Annotated in this window: 20 protein-coding genes; 11 read left to right on the top strand and 9 right to left on the bottom strand. The window is 69.2% G+C overall.

All coding sequences use genetic code 11. From position 1 onward, the window contains the following. Positions 1–157: 157 nt before the first annotated feature. The 4 genes from ACFWXQ_RS00460 to ACFWXQ_RS00445 form a co-directional block, all read right to left on the bottom strand. Positions 158–784, bottom strand: coding sequence for a BlaI/MecI/CopY family transcriptional regulator (locus tag ACFWXQ_RS00460; protein WP_383948204.1), 627 nt, complete (start codon positions 782–784; stop codon positions 158–160). 333 nt (positions 785–1,117) lie between these two features. Next, complete coding sequence (gene argG / locus ACFWXQ_RS00455; RefSeq protein ID WP_266756234.1) at positions 1,118–2,572, bottom strand: argininosuccinate synthase; 1,455 nt, start codon at positions 2,570–2,572, stop codon at positions 1,118–1,120. A 207-nt stretch (positions 2,573–2,779) separates the two neighbouring features. Continuing rightward, the gene (locus tag ACFWXQ_RS00450; protein WP_383956951.1) at positions 2,780–3,355 is read right to left on the bottom strand and encodes a hypothetical protein; all 576 of its coding nucleotides are present in this window, start codon (positions 3,353–3,355) and stop codon (positions 2,780–2,782) included. Between the two features lie 451 nt (positions 3,356–3,806). Further along, complete coding sequence (locus tag ACFWXQ_RS00445) at positions 3,807–4,343, bottom strand: AAA family ATPase (RefSeq protein WP_383956956.1); 537 nt, start codon at positions 4,341–4,343, stop codon at positions 3,807–3,809. An 81-nt stretch (positions 4,344–4,424) separates the two neighbouring features. Between ACFWXQ_RS00445 and ACFWXQ_RS00440 the strand changes: the two genes are divergently transcribed. The 5 genes from ACFWXQ_RS00440 (at position 4,425) to ykgO (ending at position 9,391) form a co-directional block, all read left to right on the top strand. Further along, positions 4,425–5,081 carry a maleylpyruvate isomerase N-terminal domain-containing protein gene (locus ACFWXQ_RS00440; RefSeq protein ID WP_386267194.1) on the top strand — a complete coding sequence of 219 codons (657 nt, stop codon included), beginning with the start codon at positions 4,425–4,427 and terminating at the stop codon, positions 5,079–5,081. A 334-nt stretch (positions 5,082–5,415) separates the two neighbouring features. After that, entirely contained in the window at positions 5,416–8,220 is a 2,805-nt protein-coding gene (locus ACFWXQ_RS00435) for a M4 family metallopeptidase (RefSeq protein ID WP_386267192.1), read from the top strand. A gap of 167 nt (positions 8,221–8,387) precedes the next feature. Then, positions 8,388–8,792: a VOC family protein gene (locus tag ACFWXQ_RS00430; protein WP_383945967.1), complete on the top strand. Its 405-nt coding sequence runs from the start codon at positions 8,388–8,390 to the stop codon at positions 8,790–8,792. 146 nt (positions 8,793–8,938) lie between these two features. After that, entirely contained in the window at positions 8,939–9,199 is a 261-nt protein-coding gene (locus ACFWXQ_RS00425; RefSeq protein ID WP_383945965.1) for a type B 50S ribosomal protein L31, read from the top strand. A gap of 69 nt (positions 9,200–9,268) precedes the next feature. Then, complete coding sequence (gene ykgO, locus ACFWXQ_RS00420; protein WP_383945962.1) at positions 9,269–9,391, top strand: type B 50S ribosomal protein L36; 123 nt, start codon at positions 9,269–9,271, stop codon at positions 9,389–9,391. A 94-nt stretch (positions 9,392–9,485) separates the two neighbouring features. Here ykgO and mgrA read toward each other — a convergent pair whose 3' ends face one another. Further along, positions 9,486–10,529: an L-glyceraldehyde 3-phosphate reductase gene (mgrA, locus tag ACFWXQ_RS00415; protein ID WP_383945959.1), complete on the bottom strand. Its 1,044-nt coding sequence runs from the start codon at positions 10,527–10,529 to the stop codon at positions 9,486–9,488. A 255-nt stretch (positions 10,530–10,784) separates the two neighbouring features. Between mgrA and ACFWXQ_RS00410 the strand changes: the two genes are divergently transcribed. Next, positions 10,785–11,366 carry a snapalysin family zinc-dependent metalloprotease gene (locus ACFWXQ_RS00410; protein ID WP_383945956.1) on the top strand — a complete coding sequence of 194 codons (582 nt, stop codon included), beginning with the start codon at positions 10,785–10,787 and terminating at the stop codon, positions 11,364–11,366. Positions 11,367–11,480: 114 nt separating this feature from the next. Here the strand turns inward: ACFWXQ_RS00410 and ACFWXQ_RS00405 are convergent, their stop codons facing one another. Next, a complete protein-coding gene (locus ACFWXQ_RS00405) occupies positions 11,481–11,618 on the bottom strand; it encodes a hypothetical protein (RefSeq protein ID WP_169801986.1) in 138 nt (45 codons plus the stop codon). Positions 11,619–11,796: 178 nt separating this feature from the next. On the opposite strand from ACFWXQ_RS00405, the gene ACFWXQ_RS00400 reads away from it, so the two are divergent. Beyond that, positions 11,797–13,551: a serine/threonine-protein kinase gene (locus tag ACFWXQ_RS00400; RefSeq protein WP_383945953.1), complete on the top strand. Its 1,755-nt coding sequence runs from the start codon at positions 11,797–11,799 to the stop codon at positions 13,549–13,551. Between the two features lie 37 nt (positions 13,552–13,588). Here ACFWXQ_RS00400 and ACFWXQ_RS00395 read toward each other — a convergent pair whose 3' ends face one another. Both ACFWXQ_RS00395 and ACFWXQ_RS00390 read right to left on the bottom strand, forming a co-directional pair. Continuing rightward, the gene (locus tag ACFWXQ_RS00395) at positions 13,589–15,037 is read right to left on the bottom strand and encodes a M1 family metallopeptidase (protein ID WP_383945950.1); all 1,449 of its coding nucleotides are present in this window, start codon (positions 15,035–15,037) and stop codon (positions 13,589–13,591) included. A gap of 64 nt (positions 15,038–15,101) precedes the next feature. Continuing rightward, complete coding sequence (locus tag ACFWXQ_RS00390) at positions 15,102–15,815, bottom strand: hypothetical protein (protein WP_383945947.1); 714 nt, start codon at positions 15,813–15,815, stop codon at positions 15,102–15,104. 306 nt (positions 15,816–16,121) lie between these two features. Between ACFWXQ_RS00390 and ACFWXQ_RS00385 the strand changes: the two genes are divergently transcribed. The 3 genes from ACFWXQ_RS00385 (at position 16,122) to ACFWXQ_RS00375 (ending at position 20,164) form a co-directional block, all read left to right on the top strand. Continuing rightward, complete coding sequence (locus ACFWXQ_RS00385) at positions 16,122–18,347, top strand: glycoside hydrolase domain-containing protein (protein ID WP_383945944.1); 2,226 nt, start codon at positions 16,122–16,124, stop codon at positions 18,345–18,347. 31 nt (positions 18,348–18,378) lie between these two features. Further along, positions 18,379–19,089, top strand: a complete 711-nt coding sequence (locus ACFWXQ_RS00380) for a hypothetical protein (RefSeq protein WP_383945970.1) — start codon at positions 18,379–18,381, stop codon at positions 19,087–19,089. A 169-nt stretch (positions 19,090–19,258) separates the two neighbouring features. Further along, positions 19,259–20,164: a helix-turn-helix domain-containing protein gene (locus tag ACFWXQ_RS00375; protein WP_383945942.1), complete on the top strand. Its 906-nt coding sequence runs from the start codon at positions 19,259–19,261 to the stop codon at positions 20,162–20,164. A gap of 108 nt (positions 20,165–20,272) precedes the next feature. Here the strand turns inward: ACFWXQ_RS00375 and ACFWXQ_RS00370 are convergent, their stop codons facing one another. Further along, entirely contained in the window at positions 20,273–21,088 is an 816-nt protein-coding gene (locus ACFWXQ_RS00370) for an SAM-dependent methyltransferase (RefSeq protein ID WP_383945939.1), read from the bottom strand. A gap of 355 nt (positions 21,089–21,443) precedes the next feature. Here ACFWXQ_RS00370 and ACFWXQ_RS00365 point away from each other — a divergent pair, with 355 nt between their 5' ends. Beyond that, entirely contained in the window at positions 21,444–22,550 is a 1,107-nt protein-coding gene (locus ACFWXQ_RS00365) for an NAD(P)/FAD-dependent oxidoreductase (RefSeq protein ID WP_383945936.1), read from the top strand. Positions 22,551–22,647: the final 97 nt, after the last annotated feature.

The raw sequence follows: 22,647 nt of genomic DNA, 5'->3' as shown, positions 1-22,647 counted from the left end.
GACCCGCTGGTGCGGTGGCCGCGGCGGGGTGTTGTCCGCCGGGCGGCGGCCGCGTCCGGCCGCCGCTGTGCCACCTGCCCGCACCCCACGATGGGGTGAGACGTGTCACCCGGACCATGTCACCCCGACAAGGCAGACGTCAGGGACAAGGCAGAGGTCAGGCGGTGACCGGCTCCTGCTTCGCGGAGTCGTCAGCCGCAGGAGTCTCGGCCGCCGTGTAGAAGACGGACGAGCCCTGCTTGGTGCGCTGGACATGGCCCTTGGCGACGAGCCCCTCCACCGTGGTGCGCACGACCTTGGGCTTGATCTCGCGGTCGGGGTGGGCCTCGGCGAGCGCGGTGCTGATCTCCGCGGAGGACCGCGGTTCGGACTGCCGACCGAGGTGGTTGTGGATCAGCTCCACAAGGGTGGGCAGCTTCGCCCCAGGTGAAGACGCCTTCGTCTCGGGGGACTTGGCGGCTGCCTTCTTCGGCTTCGAGGCAGTTGACTTCCTGCGCCTGCCCGACTTGGTCTCGGCCGAGGCCTGTCGCGGCAGCGAAGGCCTGGCTGCCGTGACACCCTCCTCCTCGCTCGAACCTGCTTGTTCCAGGTTCTCGGCGCCCAGCGTCCGCTGCAGGTTCACCAGCAGGGACTGGTCGTGCTGCAGGGCACTCAACTGCTCCTGAAGCGCGGCCACTTCGGCGCCGATACGGTCCTGTTCCTTGGTGTTGCGCTCAAGGTCCGCAGCCACCTGAGCGGCGTACTGCGTCTTGAGTTCCGTGGTCGCTGACTCGACTTCGGACATGGCAGCTACCTCTCCTCCTGCATTGTGTGGTGCTGACGCCGGATGGTACTCGCATCATCCACGCCATGATCCTCACTGTGTGCAGGCTTGTCCTGCAGATCCATGACAGGGATACAACTGCCTTGGGCTGCATATGCCTGGGGGAGAGTGCACTCGGGTGGCGTCAGCACCTCCCTCACGTGCTGTCTCAATTTCAACGTTCAATTTCAACCTTCAAGGTGAACGCGAAGCAGGAACGGAGAGGGGGGGGGGGGGGGGGGGGGGGGGGCGCGCGCCCCCCCCCCCCCGCCCCCCCCCCCCCCTCTCCGTGGTGCGGTGCACCTCCGTGGACGGTCAGTCCGTGCCGGACTCCATCGCGGCGCGGTCCAGCAGCGCGTCCTCCTCGGAGACCTCACCGCGGGAGGCGATGGCCTCGGCGCCGCCCTCCGGCATCTCCGGCATGGTGCCGATGAGGCCGGTCGCGGCGGCCTGGGAGGCGCCGATCGCGGGGCTGCCGGTGCCGATCAGGCCGAGGCCGACGTACTGCTCCAGCTTGGCGCGCGAGTCGGCGATGTCGAGGTTGCGCATGGTGAGCTGGCCGATCCGGTCCACCGGGCCGAACGCCGAGTCCTCGGTACGCTCCATGGACAGCTTGTCCGGGTGGTAGCTGAACGCCGGGCCCGTGGTGTCGAGGAGCGAGTAGTCCTCACCGCGCCGCAGTCGCAGTGTCACCTCGCCGGTGACGGCCGCGCCGACCCAGCGCTGCAGCGACTCGCGCACCATCAGCGCCTGCGGGTCCAGCCAGCGGCCCTCGTACATCAGCCGGCCCAGGCGCCGGCCCTCGTTGTAGTACTGGGCGAGGGTGTCCTCGTTGTGGATGGCGTTGACGAGACGCTCGTACGCGGCGTGCAGGAGGGCCATGCCGGGGGCCTCGTAGATGCCGCGGCTCTTGGCCTCGATGATGCGGTTCTCGATCTGGTCGGACATGCCGAGGCCGTGCCGGCCGCCGATGGCGTTGGCCTCCATGACGAGGTCGACGGCGGAGTCGAACTCCTTGCCGTTGATCGTCACCGGGCGGCCCTGGTCGAAGCCGATCGTCACGTCCTCGGTGAGGATCTCGACCTCGGGGTCCCAGAACCGCACGCCCATGATCGGCTCGACGGTCTCGACGCCGGTGTCCAGGTGCTCCAGCGTCTTGGCCTCGTGGGTGGCACCCCAGATGTTGGCGTCGGTGGAGTACGCCTTCTCGGTGCTGTCCCGGTAGGGCAGGCCGTGGGCGAGCAGCCACTCCGACATTTCCTTGCGGCCGCCGAGCTCGGTCACGAAGTCCGCGTCCAGCCAGGGCTTGTAGATCCGCAGGTGCGGGTTGGCGAGCAGGCCGTAGCGGTAGAACCGCTCGATGTCGTTGCCCTTGAAGGTCGAGCCGTCGCCCCAGATCTGTACGTCGTCCTCCAGCATCGCCCGCACCAGGAGCGTGCCGGTGACGGCACGGCCGAGGGGGGTGGTGTTGAAGTACGCGCGCCCGCCCGAGCGGATGTGGAACGCGCCGCAGGTGAGCGCGGCCAGGCCCTCCTCGACCAGCGCGGCCCGGCAGTCGACGAGGCGCGCGATCTCCGCACCGTAGGCCTGCGCACGGCCGGGCACCGAGGCGATGTCGGGCTCGTCGTACTGGCCGATGTCGGCGGTGTACGTGCACGGGACGGCGCCCTTGTCGCGCATCCAGGCGACCGCGACCGAGGTGTCGAGTCCGCCCGAGAAGGCGATACCGACGCGCTCGCCGGTGGGCAGGGAGGTGAGGACCTTAGACATAGGAAGAGTATGCACGATGGCGCATGATCATACAAAGCCGGTTCGAGTCGGGCCGCTGGCCGCCGGTCGTCGAATACGCGAAACGCGGGGGTGGGCCAGGTCGACGAGGCCGCAGGCGTGGTGAGCTTCCTGTTCCCGGACGAGGCCGCCGTCGTCACCGGCTCCGTCCACGAGGTCAACGGCGGCCAGGCCCAGCTCTGAACGCTGTCAGGGCGTGAACGTGTCCGTGAGGCGGATGCTGTAGCCGTCCTCTTCCATCAGGACGACGGTGACGCCGAAGGGGGAGGGGTGATCCATCTCCAGTGGGGTGAAGGAGAAGTCGACGGCGGCCCGGATCGGCGGGACCAGTTCGCCGCCCTGCTGCGGCTCGGGCGCGGGAAGCCAGTCGGGCGCGGCCGACGCCTCGCCCTCGGGCGACTGGGACGAAGGCTGCTCGGCGTAGGGGAGCTGGTGGAGTACGTGGCCGCCGTCCTTCGTGGCGTGCACCATGTTCAGACAGGGCGCCGGGCCGGTGACCGGCAGCTGACAGGCCGTGGCGACGTCCTGGGTCTCCCAGACGAGAACGACTTCGTCGGCGCCGGCCGCCGCCGCGATGTTCGAGAGCTGGGCGATGCCGGTCTGCGCGTCCCTGCCGACGCTGGTGGGGCGTACCTGGATCAGACCGACGAGTTCACCGCGCACCAGCGGCATGATGACCGGGCGGGGCACGGCCCCTTCGCTCAGACCCGCGGTGTACGCGTTCTTCATCGACTCGACCAGCGTGTCCCAGATCTGCGTGTCCACGAACTTCCCCTTACCAACGACCTGTTCACGAGCACGCCGACCCTGTCACGGCAGCCGCTCGGCCGCCAGCGGCCGTGGACAGGGCCGTCGGAGCCGCCGGCTGTCGGATTCACCGGGCTGTCGGAGTCGCCGCGTCACCGCCGTGCGACGGGCGCACCGCACGCAGCGGAAAGCCCCGACTGGACGGGGGAGACCAGCCGGGGCCGTAGGCCGTGGCGTGCGGAGGGCGGTCGCCTCTCGGCGGGGTGCTCCATGGGGCTTCAGCCGAACGATCGTCCCCATGGGCTTGAGGTGAGGCCCGGGGACACTGTCCCCTCCGCAGCCACATACAGAAGAACGGCCGGCCACCCCTGCTTGTTCCGCGAGGGCAGCCGGCCGCCTTGTGAGTTGGGGCACTCAAGGGCGCGCCAGGCTCGGCGGGCGCCCTGCCGAGAGCGCATCCCCCGGGCGCTCAGGGCGTGCCCGGTGCCGCCGCCAGCGCGGCCAGGCCGGAGCGCTGCATGACCTGATCCACGGTTTCGTTGAGGGAGTTGCCTGCGGGAATCACGGTCTCGATGTCGCCGGGCAGGAGGTCCAGGGGCCGGTACCAGTCGCGCAGTTCGTCTTCGCCGACCGTGTGGGCGATCGGTTTGGTGGCGTGCCGGGCGAGGGTCTCCTCGAAGGGGACATCCAGGTAGAAGCAGTGGGTGCGGTTCGGGTGGTCGGCCAGGAGCCGGGCCAGCATCCCGCCGTAGTGCGCGACGTACAGAATGCCTTCCAGCACGGTGTGGAATCCGTGTTCCAGGGCGTGCCGGACCGTCAGGTCGATCAGGCCGATGTTCGCGCCGCCGGGGATGTCCCGCTCGCGAAGCACATCGCGGCGGAGGGTGTCCTGGCTCACCAGGGCGAGACCCCGCCCATATCGTTCGCGCAAGCCGGCGGCCACCGAGCTCTTTCCGCTCGCGCTGTTGCCGCGCAGCACGACCAGTTGTGTGGGGGAGGAGACCATCGTCACCGGGATCACTCTACGGATATCGCCCTCCTCCAAATGCGCTTGTCCGTCGTCGCGGCATCGCACTACCTTGCCGGGGTGGATCTCTTCTCACATTCCTGGACGGCGTTGCGCGCGGTGGTCGCCGGGCTGGCGGACGAGGACTTTCACCGGCCGTCCGGCTGTAACGGGTGGCTTGTGCGGGATCTGGTGTGCCATCTGGTCATCGATGCCCAGGACGTCCTGATCACCCTCGTGACCCCCGCCGAAGCGGAACCGACCCGTGATGCGGTGACCTACTGGGACGTCGCCGGAACGCCACCGACCGGCGACGACCCGCTCGACGCGCTGACCGTCCGGCTGGCCGCCGCGTACGGGGAGCCGTGGCTGCTCAAGTTCCACCTGGACGACGTCGGCTCGGCCGCCGGCCGCGCCGCCGAACTCGCCGACCCGGGCCTGCGGGTCGGCACCCGGGACCAGGTCCTCACCACGGGCGACTACCTCTCCGCGTACGTCCTTGAGTGGACGCTTCACCACCTCGACCTGGTCGCACACCTTCAGGACGCGGCGGAGCCGCCCGCGGAGGGGCTTGCCCGGTCCCGCGAGATGCTGGAGAGGATCGCCGGGTCCGCGTTCCCCGCGTCGTTCTCCGACAAGGACGCACTGCTGGTCGGCACCGGACGGCGTGCCCCGACCGACGCGGAGACCACCGAACTGGGCGAACTGGCCGCGAAACTCCCGTTCGTCCTCGGCTGACCGTCCGCCTGGACTGGACTGCGGCGCGGGAACTGGCCCGCCTTCTGTCGGAACGCCTCGCGCTGGGTGAGCGGGTCCACGAGTAGGCGTAGGCGCCGGACGGCGCCGTCCGCCGTCGCCGAACTGCTGGCGCAGGCCGGGAAGTTCCTCGGCACCCCACGTCGAACACCGGCCGGAAGTCACCTGTGGACACGCCTGCCCCATTGATGGGGTGGCGTATCGCGGCTTCGATGGCCCTTTGCCGGGCGGCGCTCGGCCACCGGCATGGCTGGCTAGGGGGTTGGGGAGCGTGCAGCACTCCAGAAGGGTCAGACGCCGCAGAGGCGGTTCCAGAGTGCAGTTGGGCGGGTTGTCGGGTGCGGCGGCGCTGTTCGGTGTCGCCGCGCTCGTCGTCTCGGCGGTTCCGGCCGGCGCGGCGACAGCGGGGGCACCGCAACCGTCGAGCCCGGGGGAGGTGATCCCGGGCCAGGAGACGCGCACACCGGCGCTCGTACGGGACATCCGGGAGCGGGCGCCGTCGGCCGGCAGCGCGGCGGGCGCGGCCCGCACCTACCTGGACGACAGGCGGAGCCGGTACCGCATCGCGGACGCGCAGCGCGATCTCGTACCCGCCGGAACCACCGCCGCGGGCGGCCAGGAGACGGTCCGGCTCCAGCAGAGGCACCGGGGTGTGCCCGTCCTGGGCGGCCAGTACGTCGTCCGCATGGAGAATAAGGACGGGGAGCGGGTCGTCACCGGCACCTCGGGCAAGTACTTCACCGAACTGCGCACGGCCACGACGCCCGAGGTGGGCGAGGAACTCGCCGTCGAGCGGGCCGTCGACGCCGTGCTCGCCGATCTCAACGCGAAGCACTTCGCCGCGCAGCTGCCGCGTGAGGGGGACGAGGACGAGTCCCCGCTCACGGGCACCGCCCGCGGGCTCGTCGTTCTGCCCACCGGGGCAGGCGTCCTCACCCAGCGGGTCACCGTGCGCGGCACCGACCCGGCGAGCGGTGAACCCGTACAGCGTGAGGTCTACATCGACGCCCGCGCCGGATATCCGGTCCTCCAGTACAGCGGTATCAAGACGTTCGGCGCACCCGGCCAGGCAGCCGGGAAGCCGGCGGCGGGCACCGCGCCGCAGCGGGCCCGGGCTGCGGAGAAGGGCTCAGGCGTCCGGCTGGACGGCACGACCGTCGCCCTCGACGTGGAACTCGACGAGAACCGCGGCGAGTACGTGCTGCGCGACCGCACCCGAATACCCGGTGACGAGTTCGCCGACAACGTCCTGTCCACCTGGGACGCACGCGGCAAGTGGGCCAGTGACGTGGGCGGGCAATGGCCCGACGGCATCCAGGAGTTCGGCTCGCCGGCCCCCGCGTTCGGCAGCGAGGCCACCGAATCGGGCGCCGTCGACGCGCACTGGGCCGCCGGGCAGGTCTACGACTACTTCAAGAACAAGCACGGCCGGAACAGCCTCGACGGCCGCGGCATGACCATCAACTCCCTGGTGGGCATCACCGACTACGGGCAGCCGTATGTCAACGCCTTCTGGGACGGCCAGAAGATGGTGTACGGCACCGGCGACGCCGAGTACCGCCCGCTCTCCGCGAGCGTGGACGTCGTCGGCCACGAGATGACGCACGGAGTGATCGAGCACTCCGCGGACCTCGTCTACGCGGGCCAGTCCGGCGCCATGAACGAGGCGATCGCGGACTACTTCGGCAACGCGATCGAGACCGACGTGTACGGCATCCCGGTGACGGACCCCGACGCGGGTCTCCTCGGCGAGCGGCTCTGCCGTACGAAGACCCCTCGGGAGTGTGCGCTGCGCGATCTCAACGACGGGCGGAACACGGCCAAGTCGTTCCTCGGCGTCGGCTTCGCCACCGACAACGGTGGCGTCCACCTCAACTCGACCATCTTCGGCGGGGCGTTGTGGGACGCCCGCGAGGATCTGGGCGCCGAGGTCACCGACCGGATCGTCTACAAGGCACTGACCGAGTACCTGACGCCGCTCGACGGCTTCACCGAGGGGCGGGCCGCCGTGCTTGCGGCGGCCCAGGACCTGGGCGTTCCGGCGGCCGGCCAGAAGGCGCTGCAACGCGCCTTCACCGCCCACGGAATCGTCCCCGGCTGGGAGCTGGCCCTCGGAGTGGACTCCGACCCGCTCCTCGACCGGGTCAACACGACCCGTACGAACCTGGGTGCGGGCGGCGGCTGGTGGGCGGCGTCCAAGTCCAACGAGGAGGGCTCGGAACCGTACTCGGTGTGGGCCGGACGCGCCGACGGCGAGGGGCAGCTCAAGCTGATGAGCCCCAACGACGGCCGCTACCACGTCAATCCGGCGACCGACGGCAGGACGGTGGTGTGGCAGGCGCACGGGTCCGACGGCGTCGACATCCTGGCCAGGCCCCTCGCGGGCGGTCCCGTGAAGGTGCTGTGGCACGGCAGGGCCGTGGGCAGTTCGGTGGACGTCGACGGTGACGTCGTGGCCTTCGACTACCAGAACCACGGCGGGCGTCAGGGCGTGGCGTATCTGAGTCTCAAGGACCCGACGAACAAGGTGACGACCGGCGGAGGGACCTACCACCGGGCGTACGCCTCGTCGGCGGGCAACGGCAAGGTCGCCTATCAGGAGCGGCGGCGGGTGCGCGCCGAGTACGCGCTGAACACGGTCGTCGTCGATGTCGCGACCGGTGAGAAGAAGGAGATCCAGACGGCTCCTGGCGGTTCGAGCCTCGGTCCGACGGCCATCAACGGCTCGTACGTCTTCTGGCTTCTCGACGAGGGCACGGCCGAGGGCAGGACGGCTCTGCGCCGCGCAGCGCTCGACGGTTCCGGCGTGGTGGACCTCAGTCCGCAGACCGGGCCCGACGCGCTGAACGCGTACGACGTGACGGTGTCCGAGGACGCGGTGACGGTCGGCACCTACCTCCCCGACACCGAGATCCGCAACGAGTCCGTTCCCAAGCTCTACCAGTTCGCGGCGGGCGGCTCGCCCGAGGACCCCGGCACGCGCAAGGGCCGCGTCTCCTGCAACCGCGGCGAGCAGGCGTCGGCCGCCGCGGTGGCGGGCGGCCAGGTGGTGTGGCTGGACGCGACGACCGGCGTCACCGACGTGGTGACCCGCACCCGCCCGACGGGCCGATGCGGCTGACCGCTCGCGGCGACTGACAGCGGGCGGTGGCCTGCCGGGTGACCCACCCGGCAGGCCACCGCCCGCCCGGGCATCGGCCACCCCCGGACCGGACCCGTACGGACGGGGAATCGTCCGGCCGGTCACCCGGTTGGGGAGTCAGTAGCCGAGATCCTCAAGGAGCCGACATGCCCGATGAACCCGCTGTCCGCGGACTCCGCCTGGTGGTCACGGCGGCCGACTACGACGCGGCGCTGCACTTCTACCGCGATGTCCTCGGCCTGACCGAACGCGGCGCGTTCGCCTCCGCCGACGGACGGGTCACCATCCTCGAAGCCGGCCGCGCCACCCTGGAAATCGCCGATCCCAACCATGCCGCCTTCATCGACGAGGTCGAGGTCGGCCGGCGCGTGGCCGGCCACATGCGGGTCGCCTTCGAGGTCGACGACTCCGTCGCCACCACCTCGAAGCTGGCCGCCGCCGGGGCCCAGGTGATCGCCGAGCCGACACGTACCCCCTGGAACTCGCTGAACTCCCGGCTCGACGCACCGGGTGATCTTCAGCTGACGCTCTTCACGGAACTCGACGACTAGGCCGAGGGCTCAGGGGCCTTCCGCTTCTCCGGGGAATACCACTGCGGGGTCCCCTGTTGTACGGCACAGAGTGACATGCCTCCGTCAAATAGGGAGGTAGAGGGTGCCGTCACCATTCGGTGGACGGCCGTGAGGAAGGAAAGCCCATGAGGGTCGGCATTCACCCCGTTTCCCGCCCGGTCGTCTACCGGGACCGCGCCGCGGACGTCGCGTTCCTCACCCGTTCGACCGCGGACTCGGCCAGGACGATCGAGTGGGAGGACGGCAACACCTACCCGGTGATCGACGTGGAGGTCTCGTCGGCCAGCCACCCGTTCTACACGGGGACCTCGCGGGTCATGGACAGCGCGGGCCGTGTGGAGCGGTTCGAGCGGCGCTACGGACGTTCGGCGTCACTGACCCGATGACGCGTCGCCGGCGCCCGGGCAGGAGGAGCGCCGGCATCCGAGCAGGACGAGCAGGAGGAGAGCAGAGCCATGAAGGTGCGCAAGTCGTTGCGCTCACTTAAGTCGATGCCCGGGGCGCAGGTCGTGCGCCGGCGGGGCACGTTGTTCGTGATCAACAAGAAGAACCCGCGCTTCAAGGCCCGTCAGGGCTGACGTACAGCGTGTACTGCGCGTACCGCGTGTGGGCTGCCGGGCCCGACTTCCTCTCCGGAAGCCGGGCCCGGCCTGCTGTGCGCGGGAGTACCGCTCATCCCAGGTTGCCCAGGCGGGCGTCCCTCCAGAGGTCGACGCCGCCGTCGGTGGCGTACTTGTCGATCTCGGCCAGTTCCTCGCTGCTGAAGTCGGGGTTCTCCAGCGCGGCGACGTTCTGTTCCAGCTGCTCGGGACGGGACGCGCCGATGACGAGCGAGGTGACACGTTCGTCCCGCAGGGCCCAGGCGAGGGCCATCTGGGCCAGGCTCTGACCGCGCCGGGCCGCGATGTCGTTGAGGGCGCGGAGCCTGTGCAGCATGTCGTCCGACAGCCACGTGGTGTCGAAAGAGGTGCCCTGCGCCGCTCGCGAGTCCTGCGGGACCCCGTCGAGGTAACGCCCGGTCAGCAGCCCCTGGGCGAGGGCCGTGAAGCCGATGACCCCGAAGCCCTCCTGCTCAGCGGTGTCGAGCAGGCCGTCGGTCTCGACCCAGCGGTTGAGCATGCTGTACGACGGCTGGTGGATGAGCAGCGGAGTGCCCAGGTCCCGGAGGATGGCGGCCGCCTCGCGGCTGCGCTCGGCGTCGTACGAGGAGATGCCGACGTACAGGGCCTTGCCCTGGCGGACGGCGGTGTCCAGCGCCCCCATCGTCTCCTCAAGGGGAGTGTCGGCGTCGAGCCGGTGGGAGTAGAAGATGTCCACGTACTCCAGCCCCGTGCGACGCAGCGACTGGTCGAGCGAGGCGAGCATGTACTTGCGGGAGCCGCCGCCCTGGCCGTACGGGCCGGGCCACATGTCCCAGCCGGCCTTGGTGGAGATCACCAGCTCGTCCCGGTACGGCGCGAGGTCCTGCTTCATCAGCCGCCCGAAGTTGGTCTCCGCGGCACCGTACGGCGGACCGTAGTTGTTCGCGAGGTCGTGGTGGGTGATGCCGAGGTCGAAGGCGCGCAGAGCGATCTCGCGCTGGCTTTCGAAGGACCGGTCGTCGCCGAAGTTGTGCCAGTAGCCCAGGGACAGGACGGGCAGGTCGAGCCCCGAACGCCCGGTGCGCCGGTAGCGCATGGTGCCGTCGTAGCGGTCAGGATTCATGACGTGGCTCATCGAGTGATCTCCGGGTGGTGCGGTACGGGACGGACCCATTGGATCCATCGGGATCGCGGGGATCCGGCTGCCCACACTGCCCCTGCCTGATCCTGAAGTCCAACAGCTCCCCGCCATGGGATTCAGTGGTGCCGCTTCTGAATCGGAAGGGCGCTACTCCGGGGCCGGATTGACGGATTGGCGTCCGGCCTCGCTGGGCAGGGAGCCAAGGAATGTCATGAGCACGACTACCTTTCCCCCACAAGGAGGTCGACCATGCACGTCCGTAAGCCGACGATCGGACTCGCTGCCGTCCTGACGGTGACCTTTTCGCTGATGGGCGGCCAGGCCGTGGCCGCCCCCTCCGCGACCGCCTCTTCCGAGGTCGCGGACAGCGCGGTCGCCGCCCGTGTCTTCACCTACGACGCGAGCGGTTCCGCGGAGTTCAAGTCCGCCGTCGACCGCGGTGCGGCGATCTGGAACGAGAGTGTCGACGCCGTCGAACTGCGACCGGTCGCGACCGGGCAACGCGCCAACATCCGGGTCCTGGCGGACAACGGCTGGCCCCGCGCCCTGCCCACCACACTGGGCAACGGAACCGTCTACATCGGGCGCCAGGCCGTTGACCAGGGCTACAACACGATCCGCATCTCGTCCCACGAACTGGGCCACATCCTGGGACTGCCGGACCGCAAGCCAGGCCCGTGCTCAAGCCTGATGTCCGGTTCCACCGCGGGAATCGCGTGCACGAACCCCTACCCGAACACGGTGGAGAAGGCGGAGGTCGAGGACAACTTCAGCAGCGCACTGGCCCGCACGGGCGGAGCAGCACGGAGCGGTGTCATGATCGTGGACTGACACACGGTGCCGTGTGCGGGTGTTGCGCGGAGGCCGGAACCTCGCGGCGTCCGCCCGCACCCGCACACGGCGACTGTCCGAGCGACCTCTTCGGCCTGTCCGGCCTCTCCGCCGTCAGCCCCGCCGACGCAGCTTGCTCAGGAACCCCTTGGCCTGGGCCCGTCGCCGCGGATCGGCGGAGGCACGGCGTACCTGCTCGATGGTGCGCCGCCCCTGAGGGCTCCTGGCGAACCGTTTGATCTTTTCGATCATCCCGGGCACAACTCCTCCTACGGCAAGGCCGGTGACGCGGATGCCTGCATGCCCTGTATACCCCGTCGCCGCGAAGTAAGCGCCTGACGGACCTGCTCACAGGATCAGCACCTGCCCGTACCGTCTGTTGCCCCGCCCGGGGAAAGCACTGTCGGACGTGTCCTCTAAGCTCCCGCGCATGGGCGAGGGGGACAGCGACAGACGCGTCATCGACGGCCGGTTCCAGCTGGAGTCGCGACTCGGCGGCGGCGGGATGGGCACGGTCTGGCTGGCCACGGACCTCGTGCTGCACCGGAACGTGGCCGTCAAAGAGGTACGGCCGCCGGACGCGGGGCTGGCCGAGTACGACCCGGACGGCGCGCGCATGCTGCGGGAGCGGGTCCTGCGCGAGGCCAGGGCGCTGGCCAGGATCGACCACCCGAACGTCGTGACGATCCATCACATCGTCGACGGCGGCGAGGGCACCTATCCATGGATCGTCATGGAACTGGTCGGCGGCGGATCGCTGGCCGACCGCCTGGGCCGTGGGCCGATGGACCCGGCCGGGACGGCCCGGCTCGGACGCGAGGTGCTGGCCGCACTGCGCGCCGCGCACGATGCGGGCATCCAGCACCGGGACGTCAAGCCCGCCAACGTGCTCCTTCGCCCCGACGGCCGCCCCGTACTCACGGACTTCGGGATCGCGGCGATCCGCGAATCGACGGCTCTCACCGCTACCGGGTCCATCATCGGCACGGCCGACTACATGGCGCCGGAGCGAGTGTCCGGCAACGACGGCGGAGCGGCGTCGGACCTCTGGTCGTTGGCGATGATGTTGTACGCCGCCGTCGAGGGCCGGCACCCACTGCGCCGGGGCACGACGCTGGCCACCCTCGCGGCCGTCCTCTACGAGGAGGTCCCGCCGCCGGTGAAGGCCGGGCCGCTGGCGGACGTACTGATGCGTGTGCTGGTGCGGGATCCGGCAGCGCGCCCGGATGCCGAGACCCTTGACCGGATGTTGGCTTCCGTGGCCGAGGGCGTGGTCGAGGGCGCTGCGGCCGCCGTCGTGGCCGAGGGCACTACGTCCTACCGGCTGACTCCTCCGTCGGCCGCCCCGCCCGCCGCGACCGCCGTGCCGTTTCCATCCGGACCGGGCGAGTTCGGCCCATCGGCCGGGTACGCGACACCGCAGGACGCCGTTCCCCGGCTGCCCGCCGCCCCCACGTCGTCCCCGGTGGCACCAGCCGGTGCACCGGCGCCCGGCCGGTCGTCCGGGCAGAGGCGCTGGTCCAGGGTCGTCCTGTCCGCTGCGGCGACAGCGCTCGTCGGCGTCCTCGTGTGGACGCTGGTGCCGGACGGGGAGAAGTCCGGATCCTCGTCCTCCGGGGGCGCCGGGAACGGGGCGGGCGCGAAACCGTCGAGCAGCAGCACACCGACGACCGAATCGTCCACCGATGCCTCTACGCCCACGCCCGGGCAGACGGAAAAGGGCAGCACCACCGATCTGCTGACGCCCGACGGCATCCGCACCGCGATCAAGGCGTTCAAGAAGGAGACGGGCAGCGACCTGTTCGGCGATCTAAAGGTGTACCCCGAGCACATCTCCGCCTACGTGATGGTCAAGGGCAGTCGGACCCGGTACGACACGTACACCTACCGTGTCGACCGGGGATTGGAGAAGGGAATCATCAAGGGCTCGTTGTCCGGCGGAGCCCAGGTGTTCAACCCGGACGAATTCGACTGGGACACGGTCCCCACGCTGATCGCCGAAGCCAGAAAGAAGCTGAACGTCGACACCCCCACGAGCCGCTACTTGCTGGTCGAAGGGCCGAACGAGCTGCGCGACACCCCCGCCGCCATGGCTGTGTACCTCAGCAACGAGTACAGCGAGAGCGGCTATCTGGAGGCCGATATCCACGGCAAGGTGACCAAGGTGATGGCCGCCGACGGGTGATCCCGGGCCGTCATCCCGTCGTACGCGACGCGCGGTCTCAGCGAATGCGGTACTTCGTCCAGAAGGGGCCCAGATCCTTGTCCGTCACGGACTGTGCGGCCGTTTTGAAGTCGGCGGTGGTGGAGAGGCCGTACCAGTGGTCGCGGGCGTACCGCTTGAGGAGGCGTGCCATGGTGTCGGCTCCGAGGGTGTCCTCCAGGCGTGCCAGGGCGCAGGGGCCGGCCGTGTAGACGACGTGGTACTCGTTCCGGTGTTCGGCCCAGTAGGCCATCGAGTTGGTGAGCGCGGTGCTCTCGCTCGGCCAGTCGTCGTCCGCCCAGCAGTCGCTCGTATCCCAGCCGTAGAAGCGGGCGTTGGCGTACTGGGCGAAGCTCTCGTCCAGCCAGGGCGCGCCGTATTCGTCGTTGCCCACGATGCCGTACCACCACTGGTGGGCCACCTCGTGGACGACGGCGCTGCCCTCTTCGGTGGTGCCGAGGAGGACCAGGCCGGGGTACTCCATGCCGCCGCCGAACTCCTTGGTCATCACGAGGTCGATCTCGCCGTACGGATAGCGGCCGAACTCCTTGCCGAAGCGGGCGACGGCGGCGACACCGTCCTGGCGGTTGAGGCGTACACCCGCGGCGGGTGTGTTCGGCGCCCAGTACGACTTCACGCGCACGCCCCCGGGAGAGGTCTCGGTCGCCGTACGGAACGGGCCCGCCGCCCACGCGAAGTCCCGTACCCGGTGCGCGACGCTGTGCGTGACCGTGCGTCCGGGCTTGCCGGGACTGGTCCAAGTGCGGCCGGTCGCCGGGACCTTGAGGGCCGCGGGGTGGTCGATGCGTGCCCGGAAGTCGCTCGCCAGGGCGTAAAAGCTCTCGCCGGTCGACACGTACGGATCGAGGTGCCAGCCCTTCGCGTCGTGCACGGCGAGTACCGGCAGGGCGTTGCCCAGGAACCGGAACGCGCCCTCACGGCCGAAGCGGTCGTTGCGCTCGGGCACGGTGATGGACACGTCGAAGGCGACGGCCGTCCGCTCGCCGCGCGCGAGCGGCTTCGGCAGGGTGATGCGCAACGCCGTGCAGTTCACGGTGAGTTGGCCGACGGTGCCGCCGCGCACCTTGGACAGCCTGACGGGGGACGGCTTGCCGGGCGTGCCGCACTTGTCGTGTCCGTTGCCCCACAGGCGTACGTACACCTCGTGCAGGGGCCGGTCGGAGGCGTTGCGGAACGTCACCCGCTGGCGGCCCGTCCAGTGGGAGCCGTCGGCGTCGCCGCGCAGGGTCAGGTCGTAGCGAAGGCGATCGGGTGTCGCGGCTTCGGACCTGATCGCTTCGGACCTGATCGCCTCGGACCTGTTTGTCCCGGGTCTGCCTGTCTCGGTCTCGGGTGCCGTGACGGCATCGGCATCGGCATCGGGCGTGCCCGTCGCCACGAGCAATGCGACCAGGCCAACGAGCAGACGCCGAAAGGGTTTTGACTGCCAGGCAGGTAGCGACGACATGGCAGCGGATAATGCCACACCAGTCCGACATTTGCGCCCGCCGCCGCTGCAACTGACAGATCGTTCAGTGCAGGCGCTGGACATCCGTGCAGGAGACTTCAGGGGAACCGCCGTACGGATCGGTGACGGTCTTCGTGCCGGTGACGTTGCCGGACAGGCACAGCAGACCGCCCAGCAGCCGCAGGTCGAGGGTGAACTCCACGCTCTCGCCGGAGCGTTGTGGGCCGTGGATCCGCCGGTCGATGTAACCGAGGCGGCGCAGGACATCCTTGACCTGTCCTGGTGTCGGATCGGGCGTGCCCTTGAGGGCTTTCGTGATGCGGCGGGAGTGGAGACGGGCATCGCATTTCTCCACGGGGCTCAACTCCACCTCTTTCCTGGCTTCTTCAGGGTCTCCGGGTTCCACCGGGGGCGGCGTCGCGTCCGGCGGTAACGGTTCAGGCAGGGGTGTGAGGGGCGGCTCCGCGGGATCCGGCTCCTCCGGCGGTTCCATAGGGGGCTCCTCGGTCGGCTCGAACTTCAGGCAGGGTTCGGCGATGGAGACGAGGAGTTCCATGAACGGCAGGAAGTCGGGGTCCGAGGACTCGGGGTCCGAAGAGTCGGTGGGGGAGACCGTGGAGGGGGCGGTCGCGGTCCCGTCGGCCTCGACCCGGTCCTCGGTTCCGGCCCTCGCGTCCTTGTCCGCCGCTCGTTCGGAACCGCAGGCGGTGAGCGTGAGGGCGAGCGCGCACAGCGCCGCAGGTATCGCGCCGCGGCGGATGCGTGAGGGTCGCTGCATGCGACGAATGCGATGATTTTCTCTGGAAAGTCGCCTCATACCGGCAGTGTGTGCGCGGGCAGCGGACCGCACATGAGTACGGCTACTCAGAGCAAGTCAGCAGTGCGCGCCCGGAGTTCACCCGGCGCGGCCACGGGGCCGTGACCCGAGAGTTTCGGGCTCCGCCGAAACGAGTGGTGCGTTCGGTGTGCCGACCCCCAAGCTGGGGGCGCAGACGGGGCCTCGACCTGCCCCGAACGGGAGATGACAGCGCCCGCACGCCTCACCCCTTTGTCTTGGACCTCAATAGCGAAGGAATGCCCCCACATGGCAGACGAGTTGGTCCTGCGCGCCCAGAGATTCGTCAACCAGGCCTACGGCGACAAGATCGGCATGACCGTCGAGGAGAACGGCCGTACGGGCTGGAGCACCATGTATGCCCTCACCAGGGCTCTCCAGTGGGAGTTGGGCATCAGTCCCGTGGCGGACAGCTTCGGCCCCACCACCCTGCGCACCCTGACGCAGAAGTTCCCCCGGCTCAACAGCGCCACCGTGCCGTCGGCCAACTTCTGCCGCATCATCCAGTCGGCGATGTACTGCAAGGGCTATGACGGCGGTGACATCGACGGCGTCTACAACGAGAACGTCCAGGCCGGCATCACCAAGCTCAAGCAGGACATGGGGGTCGACGGTGTCTACCCCGGCTCCGACCTGAATCCGAAGGTCTTCAAGGGCCTGCTGAACATGGACCCGTACGTCCTCGTCAGGTACGGGGACAGACCCGGCGACGAGGACATCCGCTCGATCCAGCGCTGGCTCAACGGGCGCTACATCCACCGGCAGGACTTCTTCGTCATCCCCTGCGACGGTCACCACTCCCGCGATGTCGCCAAGTCCATGTTGTTCGCCATCCAGTACGAGCTGGGCATGGCCGACGGAGTGGCCAACGGCTCCTTCGGTCCCGCGACCCAGGCGGGTCTCAGGCAGCACACCCTCAGGGTCGGCAGCACAGGTGTCTGGGTCAACCTGTTCACGGCCGCCATGATCCTCAACCAGCGGCCCCATATCGCGTTCGGCGGCACCTTCACGTCCGACCTGTCCTCGGCCGTCTTCGAGTTCCAGGACTTCGTCAGGCTCTCCCCGAACGGCGACGGAGACTACCCCACCTGGGCCTCCCTGCTGATCTCCTACGGCGACCAGTCCCGCTCCGGCGCCGCCTGCGACTGCATCACCACCATCACCCAGGCCCGCGCCCAGTCCCTGTTGTCCGCCGGGTACGTGTACGTCGGCCGCTATCTGTGCAACGTCCCGAACGGCCGGGACAAGATGATCAAACCCGGTGAGCTGCAGACCATCGCGGCCAACGGCCTGAGCTGCTTCCCGATCTACCAGACCTTCAGCGACGGGGCCGCCTATTTCAAGTACAGCCAGGGCACCCGCGACGGCCTCGACGCGATCGACTGGGCCAAGTACCACGGATTCAAGGACGGCACGCGCATCTACTTCGCCGTCGACTACGACGCGTTCGACCACGAGGTGACCTCCAACATCCTCCCTCACTTCAGGGGGATCTCCCGGGCCGTGCAGGAGAACTCCCGCTACCGGGTGGGCATCTACGGGCCGCGCAACGTGTGCCGCAGGGTGCGCGAGGCCGGGTACACCGACGCCAGCTTCGTCTCCGACATGTCCAGCGGGTTCTCCGGGAACCTGGGCTTTCCGATGCCGGGGGACTGGGCCTTCGACCAGATCGCCACCGTCACCGTGGGAACCGGTGCGGGAGCCATCGAGATCGACAAGAACATCGCCTCCGGACGAGACGTCGGGCAGAGCAGCTTCAACCCCGGGGCGGACACCGCGGGACTGGACGTCGACTTCAACACGACGTACCGCGCCGCCATGCTCCAGGAAGTGCGCTCGTACCTGGAGTCCATCGGCGTCCCCGAGACGGGTGGCGACGGCTGGACCGACACGGACTGGGCGACCCTGGGAGGCATCTCCAACACCAACGCGTTCGACCTGGTCCTGGCCGCCGACTGGCTGTTCACCTCGCTGGCACGGCAGCTCAGGGTGCGCAAGGCGCTGATCCAGGCTCCGGTGCTGTGGGAACTGCGGAAGTTCAACCCACTGGACGTCGTCGCCGACACGGCGGTCAAGACCGGCGTGGACGACGACTGCAGCACCGGCTGGGCCCAGATCTTCGCCTGGGTGGCGATCGACGCGAGGAACTACTGCGTCGAGCAGGGCATCATCAACGGTTCGATCCTGGACGACCCCAGGGACAAGCCGTCGGTGTGGACCCAGTTGAACGAGGACCCGATCTACAACGTCAAGTCAGCCGCCTACCTGACAATCTTCAACGCCCACCAGATCAACCTGCCGAGGCCCGGGCTGAACACGAGTGAGGGTGACTCGGAGAGAATCCTCAGCCGCTACAACGGTCCCCCTGTGACGAACGAAGGGGAACCGAACCTTCCCGCTCTGCAGTACGGCCGTGAACTCGTCGGCCTGTACCGGGTGTTGGAGAAGTACTACCGGCTTTCCCGCAATGGCTGACCTGAAGGGGACGAACAGCGTGACAACTGACATGACAGGCATGACACGACGTGATGTCGTCAGGCACACCGCGGTCCTCGGCACCGTCACCCTGGTGGGCGGCGGCTCCGTGCTGGCACTGCCCACAGGGGCGGCGGCCGCCGGGAGACCCGGGCCCGACGGCGCCCCGAAGCGGCCGACCTCGCCCAACGGCTGGGAGCTGGAGGAGAAGGCCAACGACGTCTCCACGGTGTGGACCCGGCCCGTACCGGGCACCGGCCTCGACATGGACGTACGCATCGGAGACGTGGAGACGGTCCTCGTGCACGTCGTCCGGCGCTTCCACTACGAGATCGACGAACTCCGCAAGGGAGACCTGGCCGGCTGGCGCGCACCGGCCCGGGTGAAGCTGAAGCGGGCGGAGGGCAACCAGGCGTCCGGCACTGCCGTCGCGATCCGGCCGGGCTCCTACCCGCCCGGAGCCAAGGGAGGGTTCTACTCGCCCCAGCTCATGGTGATCCGCGACATCCTCGCCGAGTGCGACGGCGTGGTGCGGTGGGGCGGGGACGACGACCGCCCGTACGAGGCGCTGTTCTCCATCGACGTACCGCCCGGTGACAAGCGGCTGACGGCCCTCGTGACCAAGCTGCGGACCTGGGCGGACGAGCCCGGAGCCGGCCCTGGCACCCAGGTGGACGTGGCCGACACCGAGCGGCGCAAGGCCGCCACCGCGCTGGAACGGCGGCAGAAGAAGACCGCCTGACACCGAACCCCCGGCACCGGCAGGTGGCCGTGGATCCGTGTGATCCACAGCCGCCTGCCGTACGCCCCCGGCGGCGCCGACGGCCGGGTCCGTGGACCCGGTCATCTAGAATGACGGCCAACGCGCTTGTATGAGCGTGGAGTTGAGTACAACGCCGGGGAGAACATCCATGGGCGCCACAGAGGCCGTAGGCACACCGGAGGCGGGCTCCGAGCCGGACGCCCTGACCGCGGGACCGACGGTGCCACGCCTGGTGCTGGGGGCTCGACTGCGCCGACTGCGCGAGGAACTGCACTTCTCCCGCGAGGAGGCGGGCGAGGCCATCCGCGCCTCCCAGTCCAAGATCAGCAGAATGGAGTGGGGCCGGCACGGGTTCAAGATGCGTGACGTGTCCGATCTGCTCACGCTCTACGGAGTCACGGACGAGGCCGAGCGCGCCACCTTGCTGGCGCTGGCCAGACAGGCCAACACCCCTGGCTGGTGGCAGCCGTACAACGACGTGGTGCCCGCCTGGATGCAGGCCTATCTCGGGGCCGAACAGGCGGCGAGCCTCGTCCGCTGCTTCCAGCCCCAGGTCGTCCCCGACCTGCTGCAGACTCCTGACTACGCTCGCGCCGCCATCCGGCTCACCTGCCCGGAGGCTTCCGCGGAGGAGTTGGACCGGCGGGTCACCCTGCGCATGCGACGCCGGCAGATCCTGCACCGGCAGGGAGCGGCTCAGCTGTGGGCCGTGATCGACGAGGCGGCGCTGCGTCGTCCGGTGGGCGGCAGCGCCACGATGCGCGCCCAGCTCCAGCACCTCATCGAGATCTGCCAACTCCCGCAGGTCACCGTACAGATCGTGCCGTTCCTCGCCGGTGGTCACGCCGCGGCCGGCGGTCCGGTCACCATCGTGCGCCTGCCCGGCGGTCTGCTGCCCGACATGGTGTACCTGGAACAGCTCGCCAGCGCCGTCTATCCCGACAGGCCGAGTGAGATCGAGTACTACTGGGGTGTCCTGAACCGTGTGGTCGTCCAGGCCGATTCGCCGGACGCGACGTGCACGATCCTCCATCGCATCCTTCGGGAGACCTGACCCGGGCGGATCAGGACTCGCGATGGCCGCTGGAACGCGTGCCGGTCGTCGCGCCCGGCGGCCGCCACGGCGGCGGCGTACGCCAAGTGGGCCGCCGGGCGGGGGACTTCAGCGCTTGAGGGCGACGCCTCCGTACTGATGCACTTCCGCCGGGAGACCCAGGGCCTCGGTGTCGGGGCGCCAGCGCGAGCACGATGCCACGCCGGGTTCGAGCAGTTCCAGGCCGTCGAAGTAGCGCTCGATCTGCTCGGGGCTGCGAAGGATGTACGGGATCGAGCCACCCTCGTTGTACTGCCGGATCGCATCGACATAGGCGTCGCTGGTGTCGGTGCTGTCGTACTGCACGAGGTAGCTGCCGGAGGGCAGACCGTCCACCAACTGCCGCACGATCGCACGTGCTTCGTCATGGTCCTCGATGTGGCCGAGGATACCCATCAGCATGAGGGCGACCGGCTGGTCGAAGTCCAGCGTCTTCGCCGCTTCCCGCAGGATCGTACTCGGATCGCGCAGATCGGCGTCGACGTAGTTGGTGACCCCCACCGAGCTGCTGACCAGCAGCGCGCGGGCGTGCGCGAGCACCAGGGGGTCGTTGTCGACGTAGACGATCCGGCATTCCGGGGCCACCCGCTGGGCTATCTCATGGGTGTTGTCCACATTCGGCAGCCCGGTGCCGACGTCCAGGAACTGCCGGATTCCCTCCTCGGCGGCCAGATGACGGACGGCGCGGGCGAGGAAGTAACGGGCGGCACGGGCTCCTGTCTCGATCCCCGGGAAAATGTCACGGAACGCGTCACCGGCTGTGCGGTCGACCTCGTAGTTGTCCTTGCCGCCCAGCCAGTAGTTCCAGATCCGGGCCGATTGCGGCACCGTGGTGTCGATCTTGGAGAGTGCCTCCTGGTCGGAGTTCTCCCGTGCATCAGTCATGGACACTCCTGTTGTGTACGTATGCGTGTACGTATGCGTGTACGTATGCGTATGTGTGTGCGTAGTGCGAGAACCGCGAAACCGTTGAGCACCAGCCGTGGAGAGTCACGCTATTCCCCCGGTTTGGATCATGTAAATCCACTGGCCCAACCTGTCCGTGCTTCGTCGGCCAATGACTTGATTGCGTTCTCCGGACGGGCCGGAAGTCGACATCCATTCCGTCACTTCACAGAACGGGCACAGAAGTTCATCAGCCCTTTAGGTTTCAACCGTTACGCTCGCCGACAGTCGAGTGGCCGATGTCGGCGCCCCACCCGCCGCGGCCCTCGCCCCCCAGAGGCACAGGAGATTCGGCGTGCGTGACGGCGACGTAGTGGTGATCGGCGGCGGCTATGCGGGCGTCCGGCTGGCGAAACGGCTTGACGGGACGGCGCGGGTCACGCTGGTCGATCGCAAAGAGGTCTTCTTCCACCGCATCGCCTCCCTGCGCGCCGGTGTGCGTCCGGAATGGACGATGGCCCCGTTCATCCCGTACGACCGGCTGCTCGGCAACGGCCGGGTGGCGGTGGGCAAGGCGGTCCGCGTCGACACCGCCGGGCGAGAGGTGGTGCTGGCCACCGGCGAGCGCCTCCCGTACGACGTGGTGGTGATCGCCACCGGCGCCGACTATCCGGAACCGGCCCGCTTCTCCGGCACCACCGCGGAGGAGGCGGCCAAGTCGTTCGCCGGGCACCAGCAGAGCGTCGCCACCGCGGATCATGTCCTCGTCGTCGGCGGCGGACCCTCCGGCGTCGAGCTCAGCGCCGAGATCCGCCTGGCCCGGCCGGACGCCCGGGTCACCCTCGCCCACTCCGGCCCGGCCCTGCTCCACTCCACGGGCAGCGAGCGGGCCGGGCGCAAGGCCCGCGCCTGGCTGGAGTCCCACGATGTGGAGGTGCGGCTCGACTCGTTCATGTCCCCGGGCCACGACTTCGGTACGTACCGCGACGCGCGCGGGAACGTGTTGGAGGCCGACCGTTCCTTCTGGGCGACGGGCACCACCCCCAACACGCTCTGGCTGCGCCTGGCCGGACACGGCGACTGGCTGAACGCGAGCGGACATGTGAAGGTCGACCGGATGCTCCGGGCCGAGGGCCGACTGGATGTTTTCGCGGTCGGCGACGTGAACGACGCGAGCGAGCTCAAGATCACCCCCGCCGCGCTCGCCCAGGCGGACCTCGCCGCCCACAACATCCGCGCCTACCTCGGCAGTTCGGGCAAACACCGCACACAGTCCCGCTCGTACCGGCCGATCCACCGCACCCCGCTCATCGTGCCGTTCGGCCAGGCGGACGGAGTGACCATGCTGCCCGTACTGGGCGGCGAGACCGCGGTGCTCGGCGGGCGCACCACCACCCTGGCCAAGGCGAAGACCCTGATGACCCCCTACATGAGGCGCCAACTGGGGTACTCCGCGGCCTGACACACGACGCGCGGCTCCCGCACACGAACGACGACGCCAGGGTGGCACCCGTCGTTCGCCCACGTATGCGCGCTGGGGTAAGGTCCCCACGTTTCCA

The organism is Streptomyces sp. NPDC058697, assembly GCF_042715345.1.
Taxonomy (GTDB): Bacteria; Actinomycetota; Actinomycetes; order Streptomycetales; family Streptomycetaceae; genus Streptomyces; species Streptomyces liliifuscus.
Note: the sequence above shows the minus strand (reverse complement) of the source record. Positions and strands in the feature narration are given on the sequence as shown.